At 66.5% G+C, this 25,520-nt stretch carries 16 protein-coding genes and 1 pseudogene; 11 read left to right on the top strand and 6 right to left on the bottom strand.

Going from position 1 to position 25,520, the window contains the following annotated elements; translation table 11 throughout:
* Positions 1-57 precede the first annotated feature (57 nt).
* Genes JRI60_RS13995 through JRI60_RS13985 form a run of 3 tightly spaced genes read left to right on the top strand, consistent with a single transcriptional unit; the run spans position 58 to position 6,572 of the window.
* The gene (locus JRI60_RS13995) at positions 58-4,083 is read left to right on the top strand and encodes a protein kinase domain-containing protein (RefSeq protein ID WP_204226337.1); all 4,026 of its coding nucleotides are present in this window, start codon (positions 58-60) and stop codon (positions 4,081-4,083) included.
* Between the two features lie 25 nt (positions 4,084-4,108).
* The gene (locus tag JRI60_RS13990; protein ID WP_204226336.1) at positions 4,109-5,278 is read left to right on the top strand and encodes an acyl-CoA dehydrogenase family protein; all 1,170 of its coding nucleotides are present in this window, start codon (positions 4,109-4,111) and stop codon (positions 5,276-5,278) included.
* 37 nt (positions 5,279-5,315) lie between these two features.
* Positions 5,316-6,572 (top strand): SAM-dependent methyltransferase, encoded by a 1,257-nt coding sequence (locus JRI60_RS13985; protein WP_204226335.1) that lies wholly within the window; start codon positions 5,316-5,318, stop codon positions 6,570-6,572.
* A 478-nt stretch (positions 6,573-7,050) separates the two neighbouring features.
* Here JRI60_RS13985 and JRI60_RS13980 read toward each other — a convergent pair whose 3' ends face one another.
* Complete coding sequence (locus JRI60_RS13980; protein WP_204226334.1) at positions 7,051-7,485, bottom strand: tetratricopeptide repeat protein; 435 nt, start codon at positions 7,483-7,485, stop codon at positions 7,051-7,053.
* A 121-nt stretch (positions 7,486-7,606) separates the two neighbouring features.
* Positions 7,607-8,503, bottom strand: a pseudogene (sitA5, locus tag JRI60_RS13975) (SitA5 family polymorphic toxin); the annotation flags it as partial.
* Between the two features lie 26 nt (positions 8,504-8,529).
* Between sitA5 and JRI60_RS13970 the strand changes: the two are divergent.
* The gene (locus JRI60_RS13970; protein ID WP_239470507.1) at positions 8,530-8,781 is read left to right on the top strand and encodes an ATP-dependent helicase HrpA; all 252 of its coding nucleotides are present in this window, start codon (positions 8,530-8,532) and stop codon (positions 8,779-8,781) included.
* Between the two features lie 394 nt (positions 8,782-9,175).
* Here the strand turns inward: JRI60_RS13970 and JRI60_RS13965 are convergent, their stop codons facing one another.
* Both JRI60_RS13965 and JRI60_RS13960 read right to left on the bottom strand, forming a co-directional pair.
* A complete protein-coding gene (locus JRI60_RS13965) occupies positions 9,176-9,814 on the bottom strand; it encodes a hypothetical protein (protein ID WP_204226333.1) in 639 nt (212 codons plus the stop codon).
* A 123-nt stretch (positions 9,815-9,937) separates the two neighbouring features.
* On the bottom strand, positions 9,938-10,249 hold the full coding sequence (locus JRI60_RS13960) for a DUF1349 domain-containing protein (RefSeq protein ID WP_204226332.1): 312 nt from the start codon (positions 10,247-10,249) through the stop codon (positions 9,938-9,940).
* 198 nt (positions 10,250-10,447) lie between these two features.
* Here JRI60_RS13960 and JRI60_RS13955 point away from each other — a divergent pair, with 198 nt between their 5' ends.
* The 6 genes from JRI60_RS13955 (at position 10,448) to JRI60_RS55105 (ending at position 21,535) form a co-directional block, all read left to right on the top strand.
* Positions 10,448-16,966 (top strand): type I polyketide synthase, encoded by a 6,519-nt coding sequence (locus JRI60_RS13955; protein WP_204226331.1) that lies wholly within the window; start codon positions 10,448-10,450, stop codon positions 16,964-16,966.
* Between the two features lie 265 nt (positions 16,967-17,231).
* On the top strand, positions 17,232-17,375 hold the full coding sequence (locus JRI60_RS13950; protein ID WP_204226330.1) for a hypothetical protein: 144 nt from the start codon (positions 17,232-17,234) through the stop codon (positions 17,373-17,375).
* 277 nt (positions 17,376-17,652) lie between these two features.
* Positions 17,653-18,201, top strand: coding sequence for a hypothetical protein (locus JRI60_RS13945; protein ID WP_204226329.1), 549 nt, complete (start codon positions 17,653-17,655; stop codon positions 18,199-18,201).
* 463 nt (positions 18,202-18,664) lie between these two features.
* Positions 18,665-19,360 (top strand): collagen-like triple helix repeat-containing protein, encoded by a 696-nt coding sequence (locus tag JRI60_RS54480; protein WP_204226328.1) that lies wholly within the window; start codon positions 18,665-18,667, stop codon positions 19,358-19,360.
* Between the two features lie 524 nt (positions 19,361-19,884).
* Entirely contained in the window at positions 19,885-21,009 is a 1,125-nt protein-coding gene (locus JRI60_RS13935) for a transposase zinc-binding domain-containing protein (RefSeq protein WP_204226327.1), read from the top strand.
* 157 nt (positions 21,010-21,166) lie between these two features.
* On the top strand, positions 21,167-21,535 hold the full coding sequence (locus tag JRI60_RS55105; RefSeq protein WP_204226326.1) for a sigma factor-like helix-turn-helix DNA-binding protein: 369 nt from the start codon (positions 21,167-21,169) through the stop codon (positions 21,533-21,535).
* Here the strand turns inward: JRI60_RS55105 and istB are convergent.
* Both istB and istA (JRI60_RS13920) read right to left on the bottom strand, forming a co-directional pair.
* Positions 21,465-22,223, bottom strand: coding sequence for an IS21-like element helper ATPase IstB (gene istB, locus JRI60_RS13925; RefSeq protein ID WP_204219788.1), 759 nt, complete (start codon positions 22,221-22,223; stop codon positions 21,465-21,467). The two genes, JRI60_RS55105 and istB, sit on opposite strands and share 71 nt — an antisense overlap.
* Before the next feature lie 118 nt (positions 22,224-22,341).
* Positions 22,342-23,856 carry an IS21 family transposase gene (gene istA, locus JRI60_RS13920; protein ID WP_204219789.1) on the bottom strand — a complete coding sequence of 505 codons (1,515 nt, stop codon included), beginning with the start codon at positions 23,854-23,856 and terminating at the stop codon, positions 22,342-22,344.
* 224 nt (positions 23,857-24,080) lie between these two features.
* Between istA (JRI60_RS13920) and istA (JRI60_RS13915) the strand changes: the two genes are divergently transcribed.
* Complete coding sequence (gene istA / locus JRI60_RS13915) at positions 24,081-25,436, top strand: IS21 family transposase (RefSeq protein WP_239470506.1); 1,356 nt, start codon at positions 24,081-24,083, stop codon at positions 25,434-25,436.
* Positions 25,437-25,520: the final 84 nt, after the last annotated feature.

The following is a 25,520-nucleotide window of genomic DNA, read 5'->3' as shown; positions in this document are numbered from 1 at the left end:
CAGGCGTTTGGGCGGGCCACTTTGATGAATTTCCGGCCAACCACAGGGAGCCCGGTCATGCCGGATCCGTATGAGGAGCGGGAGCCCGTCGGTGAGTCTCCTTCGACCGAGGGCATTCCCATCAAGGTGAGGGGCTTGGACGAGCGCGATGTGTCCTCCAGCATCGAGGATTCCTTGCTCAAGGCCGTCGCATCGCCGGCAACCGGAGTACAACCGCCCCCTGTCCATGAGAAGCTGCCAGCGCGAGTGGGTCTCGGTGGTAAGTTCGAACTGCTGGAGGAGATCGGCGCTGGAGGGATGGGAAGGGTCTTCCGCGCAAGGGACTCGAAGCTCTTCCGTGACGTGGCGATCAAGTTCTTCGTGCCTTTCGGCGGCCTGTCCTCACAAGAGCTCAAGGCGCTCTTTCATCACGAAGCCCGGGCCATTGCTCGTCTGAGGCACGGCAACATCGTTCAGATCTTCGAGTTCGACGACTCACACGACCCGCCCTTCATCGTCATGGAGTACCTTCAGGGCCATTCGCTCTGGGAGCTCCTGAACGCACGGCGGAAGCGGCAGCTCCCGGCAACGGACGCGCTCGACATCGCGTTACAGGTGGCAAAAGGGCTGGTGCACGCTCACCAGCAGGGGGTGTTCCACCGCGACCTCAAGCCCCAGAACATCTTCCTGCCCGACCATGAGCCGGTGAAGATTCTCGACTTTGGTCTGGCCCTCCTGGCCCAAGCCCCTTCTGGGAGCTCACACGTTCCGCAGGACAGAGGGCGGAGCGTCGGGCCGCCTGTTCTGCCAATCGCGGGAACAGCAGTCTATATGGCTCCCGAGCAGTGGCGGGGAGAGCCGGTGGATGCGCGTACCGACATATGGAGCCTGGGCGTCATCCTGTACCAGATGCTGGCGGGGCGGCTTCCTTTCTCCAGCTCGGATGTCGCCTCCGTCCGGGATCAGGTCCTCTCCGACGCGCCGTCCCCCCAGTTGAGCATCTCCCGTCCAGACCTGCCGGCCAGCCTCTCCCAGGTGGTGCTCCGTTCCATGAGCAAGGACCGGAGCAAGCGATACCAGACGGCAGACGAACTCGCATTCCAGCTCGAGAAGCTCCTGCGGCGGATGCGTTCCGATGGCGAGCGTCCGTTCTCGGGCCGCCTCGAGGTCTCCCGAGTGTCCGCGACTCCCGCGTTCGTAACCCCGCAGGTCCAGGGGATGGAGTCCGATCCTGGCGCCCTGGCACAGCAGCCATTCTGGTCCTCCTCGGGAGATGGATCTCTCCTCTACCACCATGCACAGCCTTCACCGGGGGCCGTCCAGATTTCCCGGTTCGCCATTGTATTCATGCTGGCCGCTTCCGAGGCGGATGATTGGAGCCAACTGCCAGAGTTGTTGCTCCGCCGGTTGGGAGTCGAGACGGACATTCTCTTCGTGCGCTCCGCGTTGCGCGCTGCGCGGCGCCGGGACATCGAGACGGCAGCGGACCAGTTGCGCGACACGCTTCGGACCGCGTTTCCTCACGGCGTGAACCTCCTCTTCATCACCAAGGGTCTGGGCTGCATCGTGACGAAGACGATGCTCCGGCGCGACTGTGCTGGGTTGCTGGAGGCATTACGTGTGGACGGAGGCCCCATCGACTTGCGCAAGCTCGTTTCATCCTGGGCACGGCAGCTCGTCGACGTGGCGGAACCCAACTCCAGGGAGCCGGCTGGCCCTGGCGCTCCATCGGCGGTGCCCTCGCCTGGCGCCACCGCGCGGCGCAGGTACCTGCGGGTGCTCGAAACGGAGTACACGCAGTGGGCCCAGGCGATGGAGCAGGCACGGCTGCCTTGGCCCACTCTCGAGGTGCTCAACCTGCAGGAGCACTTGCGGAGACGGCCTCCCAGTGGGTTGTCCGAGAGCGACGTCCGACCCTTGACGCCGATGGAGAGCCTGCTGGATGCCATCTGCAATACGGTGAGCTTTCCCGCCTATATGGCGCAATCGGATCTGGTGGTGGCATCGGAGGTCATTGCTCGATGCTTCGACCTGGATCGCGCGGTACACATCCAGACGCTCATCGGGGAGATGGAGACGGAGAGGGGACGAGACACCCGGGACGGCACGCCGCCCACCGTCGACTACGCCATCTCCGGAACACAACAGGAGGTGTGCGAGCGGTTGTTGAAGCTCATCCGGACACGAGCAAGCGTGCCTCCCCGAATCGTGGTGACCGGAAATGCGGGCGTTGGCAAGTCGATCACCTTCAGAGCGGTGGGACGCCGGCTGGCACTCGAGTTCCTACAAGACTTGAAGGCAAGCCACATCCTGCCGCTCATCCTTCCGATGCAACAGGAGAGCCTGAGTCCCGAGGAGATCCGTACCATCCTCGCGGTGGATTCGGTGAAGCGGGGGCAGCTCTTGTTCAACGTTCTGAGCCAGCGATGGTGCGAATGGGTGAGCAACCAGCTGACCTTCCCGGGAGCGGTCGGACCCGAGTGGCTGGAGCGGCGGCTCGCCACGCTTCCCACGGCCCTCCTGTTCGACGGGGTCGACGAATTCCTCGCCAACAACCAGGCCCTTGGTATCTCGGACATCCGGGAGATGCTCCACTGGCTGTCCCGCGAGTTCGCGGACAATGCGGGGCTGTCTTTCGTCCTGGGCGTCCGTAGCAGCCAGCCTGGGCTGCGTGCGCTTGCCAGTGATACAGACCACATCCTGGAGATCCTTCCGCTCACCGTCGAACAAGCCTGCGAGCGCTTTCCCGGCGTGGGGAGCGTGCTCAAGCACATCCAGAATCCAGGCGCGCGAAAACTGCTCCTGACCCCTCTCGTTCTGGCGTGGCTCGGGCAGCGCGCGTCCCGGCTCGTCGACGAACGCTCGACACCGACCCAGGCGGAGATCATACGGCAGGTTCTGCTGGCCATCATCGAGAAGAGCCATCTCAACGAGCTGCCCGGCGACGGCTATCAACTCACCGATGTCGAGCAGTGGCTGGATGCTCTCACCCTGGTGGGCTCCATCTTCTATATGGGGCTCCATGGCGAAATGTCCATTGGCGCACTGAGGGATGAGGCGCAGCGCGTTTGCCAGCGGTGGAGCGAGTACATCCGCAGTACGTCCAACGAATCCCTGTCCGTGCAGCTCCAGGGCTTCCGGCTGGTCCTCCAGGAGAGGACCTGCCGGGCGTTGTTCAGCCGCAGCGTCTTCATCCCCACCGGGCACGATCGGGCCAGGTTTATGCATCGCGAGTGGCAAGACTTCCTCGCCGCGCGCTACCTCGCGCAGTGCATCAGTACCGGGTTCGTAAACGAGCTGCGGCACATCGGCTACACGCCGCGGATGTGCAAGACCGCGGGCGAGCTGCTCTGTGGGGAAGGCAAGCAGGTCCAGAGAGAGCTGGTGCGGAAGGTACTCCAGCAGGCGAAGGAGACCCGCTCCCACCTGATCACGGCCAATTTCTGTGCACTGATGACCAGCTCTCGCGTCCCGATGGACGGCCCCGCCATCGAGCTCCTCGTCAACTCGCTCGACGAATGGACACCTGTAGCCCGATGCATTGCCCTGAACGGACTCGGCTACCGCGCGTTACGCGATGACGACTCGTCGGCTCAAGATCTGCGCATGCAGTTGCTGCCCGTCTTCGACACCTACCTCTCCCCGAAGCCTGGGGTCGCGGTCAGTCCGGTGCTCGCGAGCATCGTCTGGTGTTACGCGAAGGCCTATGCTCAGCGATTCGGGACACGTCCCCCCAACGTCCCCTGGCCCCGGCTGGGTATGCAAGAGGACGCTCAGCGGGAGGCCCTGCTGATGATGTGTACGCAGACGGAGGAGGGCGCACGGCTCCTTCCCGAGCACCGTTCCATTCAAGCCGCGTTCCTGCAAGCCCAGTATATAGCGCTCGAGGATCCGCACCGGCCGATCTCGGTGGTCCACTATCTGTATTGCCTGGTAGTGGCCCGCAGGTACGGTGCTCACATCGTGGACGTAGCGAGGGAGCTACCAGCAATCCTCGACCCGGGTGAAAAAATTGGCCGGGTACTCATGGGGTACGAGCTGGTCCCAGAGGTGGCGGAACTCTACCGCACCTGCCAACAGCTTCACGCTGGCAGGGAACATTGAGAGGAAAGCCAGGCACGAGGCGGACATGTCGGACGTTTTATTGGACTCCTTTCTCGAAGACACCCATCGCCAGTTCTACGCGAACTGCCGAAAGTTCGCGGAGGCGGAGATAGCGCCCCATGCGTTTCAGTGGGATGAGGAAGAGGGGTTTCCTCGTGAGCTCTACGAGAAAGCGGGTGCCGCGGGGTTCCTCGGGGTGAACTTTCCCCCAGCCTATGGTGGTGCGGGAGGTGACGTCTTCCACGTGCTGCTGCAGATCGAAGCACTCATGTGGGGCGGGTGCACGGGGGTGCTCGCCAGCCTGAACAGCCTGGACATCGCGCTCCCCCCCATCCTCCATCTCGGCACGGAGGCACAGAAGCAGCGCTTCATCCCTCCCGTGCTGGCGGGGCGGAAACTCATCGCGCTCGCCATCACCGAACCACACGCCGGGTCCGACGTCGCGGCGATTCGTACCAGGGCCGTTCGAGATGGAGAGCACTATGTGCTCAACGGCTCCAAGACCTTCATCACCGGTGGGAGTCGGGCCGATCTCGTCTGTGTCCTGGCCCGCACCAGCAACGAGCCGCACCGGGGACTCACTTTCTTCGTCGTGGAGAAGGGCACGCGGGGGTTCAGCATCTCGCGCGCACTCAAGAAGATGGGGTGGCGAGCGAGTGACACGGCCACACTCTCCTTCGAGGACTGCCAGGTCCCCGTTGAAAACCGGCTGGGCGACGAGGGCAGCGGCTTCAAGGCCACGATGCTCAACTTCCAGATGGAGCGGCTGATCCTCGCTGCCTATGGACATGCCAGCGCCGAGGTGGCATTGACCGATGCGGAGCGCTATGCGCAGGAGCGCTCCGCGTTTGGTGGTCCATTGCTGGCCTCTCAGGTGGTTCGCCACAAGCTGGCGCATATGGCCACGCTGATGCGGGCCGCCAAGTGCTTCAACTACGTCGTAGCCGATAATGTTCGCAGAGGCGGCAGCGTCATCGAGCAGGTCTGCGAGGCAAAGAATTTCTCGAGTCAGGTGGCGCAGGATGTTTGTTACGAAGCCGTGCAGCTCTTTGGCGGGATGGGCTACATGCGCGAGACACGCGTGGAGCGTCTCTATCGTGACGTACGCGTCCTTCCCATTGGGGGTGGCACGAGCGAGATCATGAACGAGATTATCGCCAAGACGCGAGGCTACGGGCAGGTCCGGCAGGCGTGATGCTCGCCCGGCAAGGTCCACATTCCAGGAGGAAGCGATGGATTCCACCCAGTCCATGACCGAGTTTCATGGAGATGCCCAGTTGCGCGCCGCCCTTGATACGTTGCTTGCGCTAGGGGGCCCACGGGACTTCGCAGTGAGACTGGGGATGGATACCCTCCTGGAGCCCAGTCCCGGGCAGCAGCACCATTTCACGCTTGTCTTCAAGGATGCACAAGCCGCTTCGCGGACGCTGCGCCTACGGGACGTGCGCGCACTCGGACAGGCGTATGTCGAAGGTGACCTGGACGTCGAGGGCAACATGGAGGCGGCGATTGGTTGCATCGAGCGCCTGTTGGTCCAACCGCGAGGACCACTCCAGGACGGCAGTGCCAGGCTTCCGCTGCGGGAGCTTGCCGCCTCCAAGGAGCGCACCCGCGAGGCCGTGAACTATCACTATGACCTGCCGCTCGAATTCTGGCGGCTCTGGCTCGATGACAAGTTGCTCTACACCTGCGCCTACTTCAGCTCTCCAGACGAGAGTCTTGAGAGCGCTCAGGTGCGAAAATTGGACCACATCTGCCGCAAGCTGCTCCTGCGTCCCGGCGATCGGCTCCTCGACCTGGGGTGTGGCTGGGGGGCGTTTTCCGTGTACGCTGCGAAGCACTATGGTGCGGAGGTCCTTGGGACGACTCTGAGCGAGCTCCAGGCGGCTCGCGCCAGGCAGCTGGCGGCGGAGCATGGCGTCTCGGATCGTTGCCACATCAAGGTCCAGGACTTCCGTGACCTTGATGGGCCAGGGCGGTTTGACAAGATCGCGGCGGTCGGGGTCGTCGAGCATGTCGGCGAGTCATTCCAGCAGGACTTCTTCCAGAGGGTCTCGTCCCTGCTTCGACAAGGCGGGCTGTTCCTCAACCAGGGAATTGTCTGCTCACCATTGGCGAATTTCCGCGGCCATGGGGAGTTCATCCAGGAATTCATCTTTCCGGAGGCCGGTTTGTCTTCACTAGGGACGATGCTGTCGAACGTGGAGAGCGCCGGGTTCGATATCCGCGATGTCGAGAGCCTGAGTGATCATTACCTCTACACCCTTCGCCATTGGCTGCACCGGCTGGAGCGGAACGCGGAGCGTGTGGAGCAGCTCGTGGGGGCTCGCCGCTACCGCGCCTTCCGGGCCTACCTCGCTGGCTTCGCGCGGGAGTTCCAGCGGAGCGGGCTTCGCGTCTATCAGACGTTGCTGTTGAAGCAGGGAGTTGCCCCCTCCGGGCTGCCACTCACTCGTGAGCACCTGCGCCCGGAGGACTCCTGCTTCTGACTCGGGACTGGCAGGGAGGAGCTTGAGGCCCGGCGTCGCATCCTGGGCGGGCGTGATGAGGAAGGTGGGCGAGGAAGCGGGCCACCAGCTCGGCGAGGGCCTCACGTTGTGTATCCGCTCCAGTTGCCAACGGGTGTTGCCGTGCCGGTCCAGGTAGGTTCTTCCTCCTGGCCATCGTCCGGTCTACTGGGGCAGGCTCAAGCTGTTCCCGAGCGGAGCGGGGCCGGGGTGACGGGACGCTCAACCGCTGAGCGTGATGCCGAGCGCGGCGCAGATGGTGGGCCTGAAGGTTCTCCCTCAAGCGGGTCCCGAGTCAGGGCCGGAAGAGGCGAGGCAGGAGGAGAAGAAGAAGCAACGGGCGCGCAGCCTTCTTGGCCTGGGTTGCTCCTCCATGTGCTTCATTGTCGGCAGTCGGCAGCGAAGCGCCCGAGCTTCTTCTTGGAATCCGTCTGCCCCATTACGGCCTCCAGGCCAAGAACTACGGCGTTTCCCCCATCTCACGAAGCTTGCCGCGTGCAATCTCGTTCAGCGGTTCTTTCTGGAGAATGCGGCGGTAGAGCCGCACCTTCTCGGCTGGCTCACGTGCCAACGCTGCCGCCAAGGTGAGAACCTGCACGTGCTCCGGGTCCAACGCCTGGGCCATGCCGAGCTGCCGACGCGCCTCGCCGTCTTCTCCCATGAGGAAATAGATGAATCCGAGTTCAACCCGTGTGAGCACGTCCTTGGGCATCAGCTCCAGGAGTCGTTCATAGGTGGGCACCGATACCTCGGGCTCAGCGTAGAACTTTCCTGCAAGCACCCGGAGCACAGCAGGGTCGGAGATGTGACGGAGCGCATCGCGGAAGGCCCGCTCTGTCTCTGCTCCTCCTGTCTCCAGCACTCGCTTCGCCAGATATTCGAGATGGTCCGTCATGGGGGAATGAAAGCGGTGTTGATGGTGATTTGACCGTCCGTGTACTTGAACCAGCGAATGGTCAGGTTCGCAATCCCCCCGAACCTATTATTGATCTTGAGGGTGCTCTCGAAGCCGGGAGCGGAGCGCTCGTGGCACCCGACCCCTGAGCCGACATCGCCACGGCGCCCGGAGCAAGTGCGATGGTGATGGTCTCGGCACTCACGGCAACCGTCTCCACCTCCCCCGCTGCCGCGAGGCGGATACCCACCTGCGTCTCCGCCTGCGCCGCCGCCTGCATCGCACCGGGCAGCGTCGGCACCTTCGCCGCCAACCCCGGCGCCGTGTTGCCGAGAGCCACCATGGCCAGCATGGCGAACGCACGCGCCGCGTTGCGGCCCATCATCTTGCCGTACCGCTCCCCGGCCTCGCGCAGCTCGTTGAACGTGGCGGCCCGATCCGCCTCGTCCATCAGCCGCTTGAAGCCCACGACGAGGCCCCAGAAGGTGTCGACGCCCACGTAGGAGATAAGGGTGGCGGTCATCACCGCCGCGAGACCCTTCGAGACCGTCACGTCGGGAATCGAGATGAGGACCATGTACGTGGTCCAAGTCCAGAGAACCGCCGCCACCATGGCGTGTGGATCGGCCATGTCCTTGAACGCCTCCAGCATCTCGTCGAGCACGGCGCCCTTGGCAAGGGCCAGGGCCAGGGCGAAACGGCCGTCCCCGTTGACGATGGGGCTCTCCGTCAGCAGGCGGAGACAGTCTCCGGGCCTGCCGGTGCGCTCGCACCAGCGCAGATAGTCGCGCGTCAACTCCACCGCCGCCGCCGGTGGTGCCCCCTCCAGATGTTCGTCCGGCCCGAGCGGAGTGACGCGGCGGCTGCGTGTCTCGTACGTGTACGAACCACTCCGCGCCTCGACCTCGAACAACTTCCGGGCGGCTTCCTGGGGCCGAGCGGAGGGCCGAATCTCCCAGGCACGCTTCGCCACGGCCTCCTTGAACTCGTCGCCGTTCAACCTCACCGGCTCGGCTCCCCCAAGCAGAAGAGGAGGGGGCGAGCGTGGCGCCTGAGGCAGCGGCCAGCAAGGAGCCGATGAAGGAGAGGACGTCGGGAGTGGACTGGGCGGCGGTGCTCAGGAGGACATTCGACTTCGACGTATTCGCCTGCGTGAGGTGTGGAGGCAGGCGGCGGGTGTTGGCGTACATGAAGGAGGCGGGAGGCGTGCGCGCGATTCTGAAGCACCTGGGCCTGCCCACGGCAGGTGCGCGCCTGGCCCCGGCGCGAGGGCCACCCCAGGCCTCGTGGTGTTGAGGCTCACGCCGCCCCAGCCAGAAGAGCCCCTACCGCGCACCTCCTGGGTGGGCGGCCTCGGCCGGCGTGTACCCCCAGGGGCTGCGCCGCTTTTGCTCCGGCCTGGCTCACAGCTCGGCCGGCACCCGTCAGCGGCCCTCCTCGGCCCCTCTGCACCAGCCCTCTCCCTCAACACGGCCTCTATCCTGCCTATACGCCACGTGCTCGGGGTCCGAGGGATTAGGCGCTCACCCGTCGAGGGGTCACGCTTCCCCTTCGCTCCCCACAACGTCGTGGCCCCCATCTGCTCGAAGGCGTGGACGAGGAACAGCGACCGCGTGGGAAGCGAAGAGGCACTGCTGGAGGGAGACATGGGCACTCCTGGGAAGAGGGTTCCCCCAGGAGAAGCGGCGCATCAGCCGTTGCGGCTCGCGGACGCCGAGTCCTGCGCGGACGAGAGCGCCGAGAGGATGGCGCCTGCGACGAGGGCGCGCACGTCCGTGTCCTTGATGCCCGCGTCCACGAGGGCGCGGTTCGCCCGGTACGCCGCCATCTCGAGCGCTTTGTCACGCTCCGCTCGCCCCGCCGCCACCCACCGGGCCCGCGTGGGCTCACCGAGGTCATCCCATCCGAGGACGGCGCGGCCGTTGAACGTCTTCCACGGGCCGTGGGGACCGGGCTCGTCGTTGTAGGCGGTGAAGCCCAGGTGCCCGGCGCGGCGCGGGTTCGTCGGCTCCGGCGCGTCCGGGTTCGCCAGGGCGGCGCGGAAGGCGACGGCGTGGTGGAGCCACAGCTCGCCTCGCGCCCCGGACTCCCAGATGCCCGCGGGCGTCAGCTCCTCGCCCACGGCCTCGGCCGCGAGCGCCATCAACTCGAACGCGATGGCGGAGTTGTCCGGGTGGACGAAGTGCCGCAAGCCCATGGCGACGATGTTGCGCAAGGCCTCGATGTCGGCAGCCCGGGCGCGCTCCGCATCGAGGAAGCTGCTGAAGCGCTCGATGATGACCGACTGCGCGGCGGTGAGGGTGCGCGACGGGGGCTGAGGGCTGGTCATGGCGTGCTCCGGGGACTGCGAGGGGACGGCCCTCCGGAGAAGCGGCGCGGCGCTACTTGAGCTCGCCGCCGGCCGCCGCGAGGTTCGTCGCGCGCTGAATCTGGCGCGCCCCGCGCTCGCCCATCAGTCGGAGAACCCTCGCGTCACCACCACGCTGAGGTGTTGCACTCCATCGGTGTACTCGATGCCGGCCTTGATCCAGTGGCGCTCGTCCAACCGGACCATCAACCCGGCCTGGTCGTACAGCGCCCGGTACTCTCCCGAGAACCGGATCGTCGCGGTGAAATCGCCCTCCACCTCCTGGTGGAAGAAGTGCCCGCTGTCGCGGATGAAGCCGTAGTGGGTCTCGCGCCAGAAGTCCGTCTGGTCGCCCGTCTCGAGGGTGAGGTGTCCCTCGCTGGCGGTCCAGCGCGAGGGCGGGTTGTGCCACTTCACATGGCAAGGACTCCCCGAGGGTGGTGCGACGTCATGGCGCCGCCAATGCCCCGACAGCCAAGGTGTCGGCCCATGGGAGACGGAACCATGGCTCGGCTCGATGCCTCATCCGCCCTCGGCTGTACGCAGAGGGCGAATGGGAGGACTGGCAACTATACTCCGCCTGCATCCACATCTCACGCAGGCGAACACCTCGAAATGACCAACAAGCTGACCCATCCGCGGCTGCCAGCGCTGACGGAGGATGACCTCCGCACCTTGATCGCATCCCTTCTCGCGGAGCGGCTGCGCATCGAGCCGCGATCCATCGATGTCCGTGAACGATTCAATCGTTATGGTCTCGATTCGCAGGGCGCGACAGGCATGCTCGCGGACCTGGCGCAGGCGCTCGGGCGCCCCCTGTCGCCCGTCCTGGTGTGGCAACACCCGACCCCAAAGGCGCTGGCGCGTCACCTGGCCGGTGGGGCGAGCGATCTCGAGGCTTTTGTGCCCGGACGCGCCGAACGTGCCGAACGCAGTCCCACGCAGAACGAGCCCATCGCGATCGTCGGGATGGCCTGCCGGTTCCCCGGGGCGCCGGACCTGGACAGCTACTGGAGACTCCTGGAGTCCGGGGTAGACGCGATCACCGAGGTGCCCCCTGACCGGTGGGATACCGACGTGCTCTACGATCCCGATCCCCTCGCGCCCGGCAAGGTGGGCACGCGCTGGGGTGGCTTCATCGAGGGGATCGACCGCTTCGACCCGACGTTCTTCGGCATCTCTCCGCGAGAGGCCACCGAGATGGATCCCCAGCAGCGCCTGATGCTCGAGCTCTCCTGGGAGGCTCTCGAAGACGCGGGCGTCCCGCCGCGCTCTCTCAAAGACAGCAGGACCGGAGTGTTCTTCGGCGCGATGTGGCAAGACTATGCCAGGCTGTCTGGCAGCTCCCTCGCTCGCCTCACGCAGCACAGCGCCACAGGGCAGGATCTCAGCATCATTCCCGCGCGCGTCTCGTACACGCTCGGCCTGCGCGGCCCGAGCGTCGCCATCAACACCGCCTGTTCGTCCGCGCTGGTCGCGGTCCACTACGCCCGTCAAAGCCTGCTCCTCGGGGAGGCCACGCTCGCGCTCGCGGGCGGCGTGAGCCTCATGAGCGGGCCCGAGAGCATGGTCGCGATGGCCAAGCTCGGGGCTCTGGCCCCCGACGGCCGCTCGAAGGCCTTCGACGCCCGCGCGAACGGCTATGGCCGCGGCGAGGGCGGGGGCGTGGTGGTCTTGAAGCTCCTGTCCCGTGCCCTTTCGGACGGCGATCGCATCGATGGCCTCGTCCTCGGGAGCGCGATCAACAATGATGGCTTCAGCAACGGCCTGACCGCGCCGAGCCCCGCTGCGCAAGAGCTCGTGCTCCGGGACGCGTATGCGAACGCGGGCGTCGACCCGCGGGACGTCCAGTACGTCGAGGCGCACGGGACAGGGACCGTGCTCGGCGATCCGATCGAGGCCAGCGCCCTCGGGGCCGTGCTGGGTGCAGGCCGGCCCGCTGATAGGCCGCTACTCCTGGGGTCGGTGAAGACGAACATCGGCCACCTCGAAACCGCGGCAGGGATCGCGGGGCTCATCAAGACGGCCCTCGCGCTGAAGAACCGGACAGTTCCGCCGAACCTCCATTTCGAGATCCCGAACCCGTACATCGCGTTCGACGCCCTCCACCTGAAGATCCCGACCTCCAGGGAGCCTTGGCCCGAACGAGATGGAAGGGCCCTGTCGGGCGTGAGCTCCTTTGGCTTCGGCGGGACGAACTGTCATGTCGTCCTCGAGGGCGCTCGGCTGGAGAGCGCTTGTCTGGTGCCCCTCGCCTCGATGGACGGCGAGCGTCTCCGGCAGCTCGCGGCCAGGGTGAGGGACCTTTGCCTGGATGGCTCTCGACCTCTCTCGCTCCCGGAGCTCTGCGCTGCCGCGGCCCCTCACGCGGGCGAAGGAGACCAGAGGATCGCCGTCACGGCGCGCACGCGGGACGACCTCGCCGCGCGGCTCGACGGTCTGCTGCAGGATCGCCCGCTCCCGGGTGCGGTGGCAGGCATTGCCCGCCGGGGGCGCCTCGGCCCCGTCTTCGTGTTCGGCGGGCAGGGGTCTCAATGGCGCCGCATGGGCGCGGACCTGCTACGCGAGCCTGCCTTCCGCGCGTCGATCGAGCGGTGCGATCGGGTGATGCGTCCCCACCTCGGCGGATCGTTGCTGGACGCGCTGCTCTCGGGCGACGCGACATGGCTCGAGGACATTGCGTGGGTCCAGCCCGCAATCTTCGCCGTCCAGGTCAGCCTCGCGGCCCTCTGGCGGTCCTGGGGCGTGGAGCCGGCGGCCGTCGTCGGGCAAAGCATGGGCGAGATCGCCGCGGCTACCGTCGCCGGCTGTATGAGCCTGGAGGACGCCGCGCGCATCATCTGCGTCTGGAGTCGGCTCCAGAAGCGCACCGCCGGCCGCGGTACCATGGCGCTCGTCGAGCTGTCTTTGAAGGAGGCGCGGCGCACCCTCCTGGAGCGAGAGGACAAGGTCTCCGTCGCGGGGAGCATGAGCCCGAGCTCCGTCGTGATCTCGGGCGATCCGGCCACGATCGACGAGCTCCTCTCCGAGCTCGGACGCTCGGGCGTGTACGCCAGGAGGATCAACGTCGATGTTGCGGCGCATTGTCCGCAAATGGATCCTCTCCTGCCGGAGCTCCGCTCGGCCCTGGAAGGGATACGACCCCGCTGCGCCCCAGTGCCGTTCTACTCGACCGTCACGGGCCATCGCCTGGAGGGTTCGGAGCTCGACGCCGACTACTGGTGCAACAACCTCCGGGAGCCGGTGCTCTTCGCGGAGACGATCGAGCGGCTCACCGGCAGCGGGCATGACGTCTTCCTCGACGTCAATCCTCATCCGGTCCTCGCGCGGGCCGTCGAGCAATGCCTCGCGCATGCCGGCTCCGACCGGAGCCCCATCGTCCAACCTGGGCTCGCGCTGCCCTCGATGCGCCGCGAGGAGCCAGGACGGGCGGTGCTCCTCGATTCCCTGGGGATCCTCTACACCCGCGGCCAGCAGGTGGCCTGGCGGCAGCTCTACCCGGCAGAGCGGCCGTCCGGAGCGGCGTTCCCGGAGCTCTGGCCATCCTCCGAGGACGGGCCCACTCCGGGCTCTTCCGAACAGGCAGCACGAACCGAGGTGCCCGCGGCGCTGCCGTTGCTCGTATCGGGCAAGACCGAAGCGGCCTTGCGGGCGCAGGCCGAGCGGCTGCGGGCACACCTCGAGGCCCATCCGGACCTCGGGCTGGCGGACGTGGCCTGTTCGCTCGCGCTCACGCGAACGCACTTCGAACGACGCGCGGTGGTAGTCGCGAAGGGCCGCGCAGCCCTTCTCGAGGCGCTCGGCGCCATCGCTCAGGGCAGCTCCGCTGTCAACGTGGTGCTCGACGAAGCCAAGGCCCAGGGCAAGCTCGCTCTGCTCTTTACCGGACAGGGAAGTCAGCATCCCGGCATGGGCCGGGCGCTCTACGATGCTTTCCCCATCTTCCGCGATGCCCTCGACATCGTCTGCGGCCATCTCGATGCGCAGCTCGAGCGGCCCCTGCGTCCCATCCTGTTTGCAACCGAAGGCTCGGAAGATGCCGCCCTGCTCCACCAGACCGCCTTCACCCAGACTGCCCTCTTCGCCCTGGAGGTGGCCCTCTTCCGGCTCACGGAAAGCTGGGGAGTCAAGCCCGATCTGTTGCTCGGCCACTCCATCGGCGAGCTCGTGGCCGCCCACGTCGCCGGCGTGCTGTCGCTCGAAGACGCCTGCACCCTCGTCGTCGCACGCGCTCGCCTGATGCAGGCCCTTCCCCAGGGCGGCGCCATGGTCTCGCTCCAGGCCTCCGCGGCCGAGGTCGCGCCCCTGCTCGTCGGACGCGAGGCCCACGTCGCTATCGCCGCGCTCAACGGCCCCTTGTCCACCGTGGTGGCGGGGGACGAAGAGGCCGTGATCGAGGTCACAAGGCAGGTGAAAGCCCTCGGCCGCAAGACCACGCGTCTGCGGATCAGCCACGCCCCCCACTCCCCTCGCATGGATGGAATGCTGAACGCGTTTCGACACGTCGTCGAGGGGCTCACCTTCCATCCGCCGCGCATTCCCATCGTCTCCAACATCACTGGAAAGCGTGCCAGCGCCGAGGAGCTCGGCTCGCCCGAAACCTGGGTACATCACGTGCGCCACGCCGTCCGCTTTCTCGAGGGCGTGCGCACCCTCGAGGCCGAAGGCGTCACCACCTTCCTCGAACTCGGACCTCATGGCGTGCTTTGCGCCATGGCCCACGACTGCCTGTCCGACGAGGCCCAGGCCCGCGCTCTCTTCTTGCCCGCCCTCCGCAATGACCGTCCCGAGGTTGAAACGCTCACCGCCGCCCTGGGGGGCCTGCACGCCCGCGGACACGAGCTCGATTGGAAGGCCTTCTTCGCCCCCTTCGGCGCACGTCGGATCGAGCTGCCCACCTACGCCTTCCAGCGCGAGCGCTACTGGCTCGACGCTCCCAAGGCCGGCAGCGCCGACGTGGCCTCCGCCGGCCTTGTCTCCGCCGAGCATCCGCTTCTCGGCGCCGCCGTTCCCTTCGCTGATGCCGATGGCCTGCTCTTCACCGGCCGTCTCTCGCTGCAAAGCCACCCCTGGCTTGCCGGACACGGGGTATTCGATACGGTCCTCCTGCCTGGCACCGCCTTCGTCGAGCTCGCCCTCGTCGCCGCCCACCGCGTGGGGCTCGACCGTATCGAGGAGCTCACCCTGGAGTCCCCGCTTGTGCTGCCCTCGAAGGGCGCGGTCCATCTTCAGCTCTCCGTCGGCATCCCGGATGAGGCCTTCCGCAGGTCGGTGACCCTCCACGCCCGGCCCGAGAACGCCCCGCCCAACACTCCATGGACCCGCCACGCCACCGGCACCCTTGGAGCCACCACGGAGTCGGCCTCCTTCGACCTACGCGCATGGCCGCCGGCGGGAGCCACCCCGCTCGACCTGAACGGCCTCTATGATCGCCTCGCCGAAGCGGGTCTCGCCTATGGCCACGACTTCCAGGGCCTGTGCGCCGCCTGGAAGCAGGGCAACGACCTGTTTGCCGAGGTTCACCTCTCCGAAGAGGCCGCGCAGCAGGCCGACCACTTCGGTCTGCATCCAGCCTTGCTCGACGCTGCCCTTCACGCGCTCGCGCTCGATTCCCTTCTTCTCGATGCAGGCGAGTTGGCGCTCCCCTCCGCCTGGGTGGGCGTCTCCCTGCGCGCGACCGGAGCCTCCTGCCTGCGCGTGCGCCTTTCTCGCCGCAATGGCGAAGGGACGGTCTCGCTTGCCATCGCCGACGCATTGGGCGAGCCGGTCGCATCCGTGGACGCCCTCCGCGCCACACCCGCCTCGAAGGAGCGGCTCCGGAGCGCCCTCGCCTCGCGCCCTGAACCGCTCTATCGGACAAACCAGGTGACGCTGCCCAAAGCCTCCAACCCGCTGCTCGTGAGGAGCCGGGCGCTGACAGCGAGCCACGAAGAGCAGAACCTAGACGATCCGGCCACGGTCGAGCGGCTCATCCGCGGCATCTTTCGCCAGGTGACCTTGCGCGACGATGCAGGAATCGATTCCGACCGCTCTCTCCAGAGCGTCGGTGTCGACTCGCTGATGTATCTCCAGATGCTTCGACGAGCAGAGCAAACATTCGGCGTCACGATGTCCGCACAGATGGCCCTGCGACCCGATGCATCCCGCCAGACTCTCACCTTGAGCACGTTGACGAACCTGCTCCTCGGAATCCGTCAGGCGACGCTCACGCGGCCCTCTCCGGACGAGGTCGACGACGGCGCCGCAGCGTCACGCAAGGCCGAGGAAGAGGAGCCGGCGCTCTCGGTCGAGCGGGTCGAGCGCGACGTGAACATCACGCCCGTCCCTGGGGCGAGCGTGGGCTCGGGCACTCCCCTCGAAGCCTTCATGGTCACGCTCTCCTCTGGAGAAATCATCGACGTCCTGTGCGCGGGCACGGGCGCTCCGCTCGTGCTGCTCCCCCCCATCATGGCGTCAATCCCGATCTGGGTGTTCCAGATCGAAGAGCTCCGGCGTGACTTTCGGGTCATCGTCCCGAACCACCCGGGTTATGGTCGGAGCACGGCGCCCCACGGCTCGCTGTCGCCGGCGCGGATCGCGAGGCGGGTCGCCGCCGTTCTCGATGGGCTCGGCGTCCACGAGGCCGTGCACATCGTGGGATGGTCCCTGGGCGGGATGGTCGCGCAGGAGTTTTCGCTCGCGCTGCCCCACCGCGTCCGCTCGCTCGCCTTGGTCAATACGACCTCTCGCCTCGAGGAGGAGGACAGCGTCCGGAACATGGAGGACATGATGCGGAGGCTGCTCGCGGATCTCCGGCGGACAACGCCCGAAGAGGCTCCCTCGACGCTCGCGCGCCGCACCATGGCGCTCGAAGCATCGCAGCGCGACGCGGGCTATGAGCGCAGCTTCGACTACCTGGCCGAGGTCCTGCGTTTCGATGCGGCCGATCGCATCGCTGGAATCAAGGCGCCCACGCTCGTGGTCCAGGGACGTGAGGACACGCTCGCCGTGCCGCGATACGGCCGCCACATGGAACGAGAGATCCCGCGGGCGCAGTATCACGAATTCGAGCACGGCGGTCATTACGTGCCGCTCCACCTTCCCGGCGCGTTCAATGAGCTCCTCCGCTCGTTCTTGCGGCGGTGGAGCGTGTGAGGTCTGGCCTCCTGCCAGGGTGATGTCGCGACAGCATCGAGCCCCATCGAGAAGCCGAGATAGCGGACTCGAGGAACCCACGTCGGGCCCGATCCCCCCTGACCCGCTGGACGCAGCCCCGCGTGGGGGTTGAACGTCAGCTCCGCCATCGCGAGAGATAGGCACTCAAGGTCGAACACTCCGCCTGCCTCCACACCTCACGCAGGCGAACACTTCCACGGACGTTTTTCCGCAAACGACAAAACCGACCGGAGAGGGGGACAGCGTGCTCGATGGTGACGTGCTCGCCCGCCACCACCACGCGCTCGATGAGCAGGCGTACCAGCCGCTGCCTGCCCTCGAAGTCGAGCGCATCGAGCCCCTCACGCACGGCTGCTCCCACAAGCAGGAGCGCAGGAGAGGAGCGTGACGCGCCCCCAGGTAGGAGCAGAGGAGGCGAGCGTGGCGCCTGAGGCAGGAGCGAGGCAGGAGCGGAGGAAGGAGAGGACGCCGCCAGTAGACTGGGCGGGGCTGCTGCGCAGGACGTTCGCGTTGGATGTCTTCACCAGTGACTGGTGTGGAGGCAGGCGCCGGGTGTTGGCGTACCTGACGGCCCTGCCTCGATGGGCCGCTCACCAACACCCGAAGACCTCGTGGTGCCCATGCCCCGACCGACCAACCGTGGCCCCCGCGTGGAGTTCGGCGGGATGCGGACGGACCACCACTCCTACAAGCGGCTGGTGAAGGACATGGAGGCGCTAGGCCTGCGGCACCGGCGGGGCCACGACCTGCGCCGGACCATGATCTCCCTGGCCCGCACGGACGGTGCCCGGAAGGACATCCTTGAGCTCTGTACGCACACCCCGCGCAAGAGCGGCAACACCATCGACCTCTACACCACGTTCCCGTGGGAGGCCCTCTGCGCCGAGGTGGCGAAGCTCCAGGTGCAGCGCCACGAGCGAGGCCAGCTCGCCCGGCTGCCGCTGGCGGCTTCAGCGGAAAAAGAAAACCCCGGGTCGCCTGATGGCGCCCGGGGCTCTTTACTTCCAGTGGAGGCGGCGGGAATCGAACCCGCGCCGGGCGGTGCGAAACTCCCAGCAGAATCGCGCCCTTACCTCGTAACTGCCCGGAATGCTTGGGAGTCGTCATCCCGCCGCGTCCCCCTCTGTCCCGCCCCGTTCCAGGTCATTCCGCAGGCTCTTGCGACATACATGCAACATGAATCCGCGCGCATCTGCCCTTCCTCGATCCATTGACGGCGTCCTGGGCGCAGGAAGCAGGGCGCGAGCATCAAAACCAGGGAGGGAGCCGGGTGGTATTGATGGTGGCGCGGTGAGTGGCCATGCTGGTGGTCAGCAATGCTCTCGATTCCACGCACTTTGTATAGCCCGCCAGTTCCACTACTGGGCAGTATCGCTAGCAAGCGCAATGACTTGCGTCTACCTGCCTGCTGAGCAGGCTATGGACCATCAAATTCCAGGGTATGCCGGGAGCACAGGCGCTTCCGGCTACTCGCGCGGAGTGAAGGCAAAGGAGAGAGCACCGAGCCCACCTGGGACTGCTCGCCTCTCGTTCAATTGCTCGTTCGAGAAGCGGCCAACCTGCACCTTTGGCCGGTGTCGCCGCTTTAAAAACAGGGCTTTTATTGTAAGGTGGGTGCCAGCGACAGAGCCTTCGCGCACTTCGCAAATTCACACTTCAAAAAGACAAACTCAACTCATGATGAGGCTCTTCAAGAGTAGGACGTTGGCTGCCCGCCTGCGCATGTCGCCCATGACCACAAGCCTGGGCGTGCTGACTAGCGTGATGGCGGGACTCTCGGTTCCGGCACAGGCGCAGGATTGGCAGACGCAGTTGGTCATCACGAAGGTGGAGGTGAACTACGCCTTGAGCCAGATGACCATCCACGGCCGGAACTTCGGTACTGCCTCCGGTATTCCGCCCGTCGTCCAATTCATGGGAACTGGAGTGGGGGTCGTGACTTACGACACCTCTAAGGTCATCATCTCCGTGCCTCTAGCGTTCTTGGAAGCCGGTTCCTACCTGCTGACGATGTCGATCGGCCCCAACATTGAACAGAATGATTCTTTCAATGTGACGCTGGGCACTCAGGGCCCCAAGGGCGATCCCGGCCCGCAGGGCTCCACTGGACCACAGGGTTCTCCGGGACCCAAGGGAGACAAAGGCGACACCGGTCCACAAGGCCCTCCGGGTCCTGGAGCGGTCGTTCTAACGACGGATATCTCTGTTCTCACGGCGCTCAACTCGAATTGCACTCCATCCGAACTCGTGTCGCTTTCTTGTAACAGGGCGATCCGCGATTACTGCATGCAACACGGGTATCTGACGGGGTTTGGTGCCACCGGATACAGTTCAACGTCCCGTAACGTCAGTTTCGTCTGTTTGAGGAAGTAAAACCACGTCTGAAGCGCAGGCGCTGTGGATGGGCGGGCACGGCAATACAAGGGCCTGGAATCGCCAGTCGATTCCGGGCCCTTTTCCGTTCCCTCTGCGGGATGGAGCCGGGGCCAAGCGGGTTGCTCTGCAAGGAAGCGGCGGGAATCGAACCCGCCGCCGGAGGCATTCGGCGAGAGCATTCCAGAACGTTTGAGGGTGGTTTTCGTAGGAGTTCCAGCCGCTTACGCCGCCCCCTGCCCCATGCCGAGCTGTGTTGAGAGCGCTCCAGCGCGGGTCTGCTGTAGCAATGTAGCAAGGCACGTCACAGCGGCCCTGGAGGCCCTGGAAGGGGGCAATCCGGCGCGAGCTGCGACCCTCCTACGCCTCTTGCTCTCGTAGGCCCCGAACCCCACCAGCAGGCAGGGGCTCCACGGAGGTCCGTGGGAGGCGGACAGTAGCGTGTGCCCTGGCGAGGTGTGGCTGGGGAGGGGCGGGTGGAGGAGCGCGGGTGGGCGTACCGGCGGAGGCGGCCGGAGGGGACGGTGCTGTACGAGGCGGTGAGGGACAACCTGGCCACGCTGCTGGAGGAGGCGAGCGAGGTGGGGCGCGGCCTGCCCCGGTACGTGGAGCGGGACTTCGCCCGGTACCAGGAGTGCGGCGTGCTGGCGCACGGCTTCGAGCGGGTACGCTGCGAGAGTTGCAAGGACGAGCTGCTCGTCGCCTTCTCATGCAAGGGCCGAGGGGTGTGTCCCTCCTGCAACGCGAAGCGCGCGCAGGTGACAGCGGTGCACCTGGTGGAGCGGGTGCTGCCTCACGTGCCCTACCGTCAGTGGACGCTGTCCTTTCCGCATCGGGTGCGGTGGGTGCTGCTCAAGGACGTGGGACTGCTCTCGGAGGTCCTCACCGTCTTCCTGCGCGCGGTGTTCGCCCTGCAGCGGCGGAGGGCACGGCGGCAGGGTCTGCGGGGTGGGCAGGTCGGGGCCGTGTCGTTCATCCAGTTCTTCGGCTCCGCCTTGCAGGTAACGCCGCACTTCCACTCGCTGGTACCGGACGGCGTCTTCGTGCCGGGGGAGGGCGGCGTGCGCTTCGAGGCGTTGCCGCCACCCACGCAAGGTGAGGTGGAGCAGCTGCTGAGGGTGGTGCGCCACCGGGTTCTGCGCCTGCTGGAGAAAAGAGGGGCCCTGCCCGCGCAAGGGCCCGAGGACTCGCTGCAGGCCTACCAGGCACACTCGCTGCAGCAGCGGCTGCGCTGGACGGAGGTAGACGTACGGCCCCCTCCCAGCAAGCAGCCCCGATGCGCCTTCATGGAGGGCTTCTCCCTGCACGCCAACACGCACCTTCACGAGAACGACAGGCAGGGACTGGGTGCGCTATGCATAATGCCCCTCTTCTCGGAGACGGCTCTGGGAATGACTACGCCCGCCTGGCCCGTACCCTCGGGACCTGGCATCAGTCAGGCGCTTGATTGTCTGGCTATCCAGCTTGAACCACCAGCAGCGCCCCATCCCACCGCCCTCGACACCCTTGAGCCAGCCCTCTTTTATCCAGTAGTACACTATCCACCTGGTGACGTTGAAGTACTCAGCCACCCCGCGCACGGAGTAGAGGCCATCAGTGCGTGCACCGGACCATGTGGAACACCGATTCCGGGGGAAGTGGAACACTGATTCCGGAGCATGTGGAACGCCCATTCCGGCCATGTGGAACACCGATTCCGGGCAAGTGGAACGCACCCTGGAAGTAGGTGGCGGGATGGGAAACCCAGTGGAGCGTTGACGGTGCTGGACGAGCCGCCGCCTCTGACCTCCCCCCAAGGAGGTGTTGATGGCGGCAGAGAGGCTGTCCATGCGTAAGCTCAGAGAGTTGTTGAGACAGAGGTTGGAGCTGAAGCTGTCGGTGCGGGAGATTGCCCGGAGCCTGGGAATCGGCGTGGGCACGGTGAATCGCTACCTGTACCGGGCCAAGGCGGCGAAGCTGACGAGCTGGCCGCTGCCGCCGCAACTCGACGACGACGCGGCGCTCACGGTGCGTATTCCGGCCATCGCGATCACTCGTTCCGGACGAAGCCGATCACCTGTTCCGGACGAAGCCGATCATCGGAGCGGAGCGACGCTGGTGCCCCTCACTTCTCCGGCTTCGGCTCGGTCGTCAACTTTCCATGCTGCTTGCGGATGGACTCGCCCATCAGCTTGATGCGGTGGGCGTTGTGGACCACCCGGTCGAGGATGGCGTCGGCGACGGTCGCATCACCGATGAGCGCGTGCCATTGCTTGGGATCGAGCTGGGAGGTGATGACGGTGGAAGCAGTTCCACACCGGTCCTCCAAGACTTCGAGCAGGTCCCTTCGCTCGTTGGCCGTCAGTGGCTCCAAGCCGAAGTCGTCGAGGATGAAGACGTGCGCCTTGGACAAGCGCTGCAGCACCGTGCGCCAGGTGCCATCGGCCCGCGCCTGGGCCAGCTCGTCGTAGAGCCGGGAGGCCCTGCGGTACACCACCGTGTAGCCTTCGCGGCACGCCTTGTTGCCCAGCGCGCACGCCAGGTAGCTCTTGCCCATTCCCGTCGGCCCGGTGAGCAGGACGTTCTGGTGGGCGGCCACCCAGCGGCACGAGGCCAGCTCCACCACCTGGGCCCTCGTCAGCCCTCGGGCGTGGGCGTAGTCGATGTCCTCCACGCATGCCGGCTGCCGCAGCTTCGCGTTCTTCAACCGCAGGGAGAGCTTGCGGTTCTCTCGCTGCGTCCACTCGGCGTCCACCAGCAGCCCGAGCAACTCGGACGCGCTGACGTCCTGCGTGGGAGGCACGTCCAGCCACCCCTCCAGGTAGCTGGCCATCCCCAGCAGCTTCATCGCCTTGAGCTTCTCCAGTGTCTGTTTCATCAGCATGGCTTTCCTCTGTGTGAGCGAGCTCGGCGATAGCGCGCGGCGGCGCGCACCGCGCGACGCCGCGCTCCCCCGGGGCAGAGAGCTCGAGGACTGCCCGAGGGGGAGGAAGACTCTCACCTCAGTGGTAGTAGTCAGGGCCGCGGATGTTCTCGTGGACGGGCAGCGCGGCGCGCTCCTCGGCCACCGGCTCCACGGCTTCCAGCTTGTTGCGCAGGATGGCGGCGACGCTGCCGTAGGTACAGGCACGATGCCGAAGCGCACGCGCGCACGCGCGCTCCAACCGCTCCGGGCCGTACTTCTCCTTCAAGCGGATGAGGCCCAGGCAGGCGCGGAACCCCTGCTCGGGATGTTTGCGCCGACGCATCAGCTCCTCGGCCAGCGCCGCAGTCGAGGGGCCCACCTTGGCCGCCCACTCGAGTATTCGCGAGGGCGTCCACTGCGCATGGGCGCGGTGCGAGCTGGGCATGTGCTCGGGCAGCGTCGTCGGCCGCGGCCCGCTGGCGCGCGGGTGGCTGGCGACGCGACGGCCTGCGAGGAAGACTTCGACGCACGCCGTGGTGGCGCGTACTTCCACCTGCTTGCCCACTAACTGGTACGGCACGCTGTAGAGGTGCTCGTCCACCTCGATGTGGTAGTCGATGTTGACGCGCGCCTTCTTCCACCACGCCAGCTCGTAGCGCTCCGCGGGCAGGGGCTTGAGCGCGGGCCGGTCCACCTCCTCGAAGAGCTGCCGCCGCGACTTGCCCAGCTTGCGCATGGGGCGCTCGTTGAGCTTCTCGAGCAACGGACGCACCGCCTCGCGCACCTGCTGCAACGTGCTGAAGCGCTGGTGGCGCAGCACGGCCAGAATCCACCTCTCGGCCAGCAGCACCGCGGCCTCCACCTTCGCCTTGTCTCGCGGCTTGCGCACGCGCGCGGGAATGACGGCGAAACCGTAGTGCCGGGCCAGCTCCGCGTAGGTGGGGTTGAGCTCCGGCTCGTACCGGTCAGGCCGCTGCACTGCCGCCTTGAGATTGTCGGGCACCACCACCTGAGGCACGCCGCCAAAGTACTCCAGCGCTCGGCTGTGGCAGCCCACCCACGTGGCCAGGTCCTCCCCCAGCACCGGCTCCACGTAGGTGTAGCTGCTGGCGCCCAGCACGAAGAGGAAGAGCTTCACCTTCTGCCTCTCCCCCGTCTCGGGCACCACCAGCTCGAGCCCATCCCCGCTGAAGTCCACGAAGCCCTTCTCTCCGGCCCGGTGCGTCTGCCGCATCGTCACCGACAGTTGCGCGCACCAGCGCGCGTAGTGCTCGCAGAACTGGCTGTACTGGTAGCCATCCGGGTGCTGCTCCCGGTACTCCTGCCACAGCAATTGCTTGGTGACGTGCTTGCGCCGAAGCTCCTCGTGGATTCGCGCGAAGTCGGGCTCCGGGCGATTGAGCTTCGGCTTGTGCTCGTCGGGGAAGAGCAGCTGCTCCAGAGCTGCGTCATCGTCCAGCTCCGCCGGCAGTGGCCAGTTCAGCCGCGCCAGCTTTATCCGGCCCAGGTAATCGCTCACCGTGCTCGGTGACAGTCCGCAGCTGCGCGCTATCGCCCTGCCGGTCAGTCCCATTTCCAGGTGTAGTCTCAGAATCTCTCGTAGCTTCCTCATGGACATCCTCGGTGCGGCCAGGTCCTCCTCCTTGCGAGGGAGGCAGCCTGCTTCCATGTGACGTCCAGCGTCTTCTCCGCTCCCATGACTCCGGGGATGACCCCTTGGACTGCATCCGTCATCCCTACGTCCGTGTCACCGATCGGCTTGCTCCGGAATCGGTGATCGGCTTGCTCCGGAATCGGTGATCGGCTTGCTCCGGAATCGGTGATCGCGATGGTCCGGTGCACGCACTCACGGCGCTGCTGTTCGCCGACGAGGGCAAGGTGGTGGCCAATCGGCCCGAGCCGGACTGGGCGCACGTGCACGCGGAGCTCAGGCGCAAGGGCGTCACCAAGTTACTGTTGTGGCAGGAGTACCGGGAGGGCAACCCGGAGGGCTACCAGTACAGCCAGTTCTGCGAGCGCTACGCGCGGTGGGCCAAGAGCGTGAGCGTCACCATGAGACAGGAGCACCGGGCCGGGGAGAAGTGCTTCATGGACTTCAGCGGCGACGGGCTGCAAGTGCACGACGCGGTGAGCGGAGAGGTGCGGGTGGCGAAGCTGTACCTGGCGGTGCTGGGGGCCAGCAACTACACGTACGCGGAGCCCGTCTTCGGCGAGGACGTGGCCACGTGGGTGGGGTGCAACCAGAGGGCGTTGGCATACTTCGGAGGAGTGCCGGAGCTGGCGGTGCCCGACAACCTGAAGGCGGCAGTCACGCGGGTACACCGGTACGAGCCGGACATCAACCCCAGCTACGCGGACATGGCCAGGCACTACGGCTTCGCGGTGGTGCCGGCGCGGCCGCGCAAACCGCGGGACAAGGCGAAGGTGGAGAACGGAGTGCTGCTGGCCGAGAGGTGGATTGTGGCGGCGCTGCGCAACCGGCGCTTCACGTCGCTCTCCGAGGTGCGCGAGGCGGTGGCGGTGCTGCTGGAGAAGTTGAACACGCGGCCCATGCGCAAGCTGGGCAAGAGCCGCCGGCAACTCTTCGAGGAGGTGGAGAGGGCGGTGCTCAAGCCGCTGCCGGACAAGCCCTACGAGCTGGCGCACTGGAAGAAGGCGCGCGTCAACGTGGACTACCACGTGGAGCTGGAGGGGCACTGCTACAGCGTGCCCTACGGGCTGGTGGGGCAGCAGGTGGAGGTGCGCTACACGCAGTCATGCGTGGAGGTGCTGCTGGGCGGCCGGCGCGTGGCCAGCCACGTGCGCAGCGAGGAGCGCGGACGCTTCACCACGCTGGCCGAGCACATGCCGGCCAGCCACCGCGCGCACGCGCAGTGGACGCCCAGCCGGATTCTCTCCTGGGCCGCCACGGTGGGGCCCAGCACGGCGAGGCTGGTGGAGGAGCTGATGAAGCGCCGTCCCCACCCCGAGCAGGGCTTCCGCTCCGCCCTGGGCGTCATCCGCCTCTCTGAGCGCCACGGGCCGCAGCGCGTGGAGAAGGCGTGCGCCAGGGCCGTGCGCCACCGCGCCTACAGCTACAAGTCCGTGGCAGCAATCCTCCAGCACCACCTCGAGGAGGTGGAGGCGGCGCACGAGGACAAGGGCCCGCTGCCCGCGCACGAGAACGTGCGCGGCGCCGACTACTACCACTGACGCTTCGCGCGCCCGGCCACGGCGCGCGGACAACTCTCCGCGGTGCCGGCCCTCGCGGCCCGGTGCCTCGGAGGACGCCTGCGC

The sequence above is a fragment of the Archangium violaceum genome (assembly GCF_016887565.1).
Lineage (GTDB): Bacteria > Myxococcota > Myxococcia > Myxococcales > Myxococcaceae > Archangium > Archangium violaceum_B.
The sequence above is the reverse complement of the archived record's forward strand: the minus strand, read 5'-3'. Positions and strand labels throughout refer to the sequence as shown.

Coding starts and splice junctions, on each gene's coding strand:
- JRI60_RS13995 (WP_204226337.1), top strand. CDS start 58: ATGCCGGATCCGTATGAGGAGCGGGAGCCCGTCGGTGAGTCTCCTTCG.
- JRI60_RS13990 (WP_204226336.1), top strand. CDS start 4,109: ATGTCGGACGTTTTATTGGACTCCTTTCTCGAAGACACCCATCGCCAG.
- JRI60_RS13985 (WP_204226335.1), top strand. CDS start 5,316: ATGGATTCCACCCAGTCCATGACCGAGTTTCATGGAGATGCCCAGTTG.
- JRI60_RS13980 (WP_204226334.1), bottom strand. CDS start 7,485: ATGACGGACCATCTCGAATATCTGGCGAAGCGAGTGCTGGAGACAGGA.
- JRI60_RS13965 (WP_204226333.1), bottom strand. CDS start 9,814: ATGACCAGCCCTCAGCCCCCGTCGCGCACCCTCACCGCCGCGCAGTCG.
- JRI60_RS13955 (WP_204226331.1), top strand. CDS start 10,448: ATGACCAACAAGCTGACCCATCCGCGGCTGCCAGCGCTGACGGAGGAT.
- JRI60_RS13945 (WP_204226329.1), top strand. CDS start 17,653: ATGCGGACGGACCACCACTCCTACAAGCGGCTGGTGAAGGACATGGAG.
- JRI60_RS54480 (WP_204226328.1), top strand. CDS start 18,665: ATGATGAGGCTCTTCAAGAGTAGGACGTTGGCTGCCCGCCTGCGCATG.
- JRI60_RS55105 (WP_204226326.1), top strand. CDS start 21,167: ATGGCGGCAGAGAGGCTGTCCATGCGTAAGCTCAGAGAGTTGTTGAGA.
- istB (WP_204219788.1), bottom strand. CDS start 22,223: ATGCTGATGAAACAGACACTGGAGAAGCTCAAGGCGATGAAGCTGCTG.
- istA (WP_204219789.1), bottom strand. CDS start 23,856: ATGAGGAAGCTACGAGAGATTCTGAGACTACACCTGGAAATGGGACTG.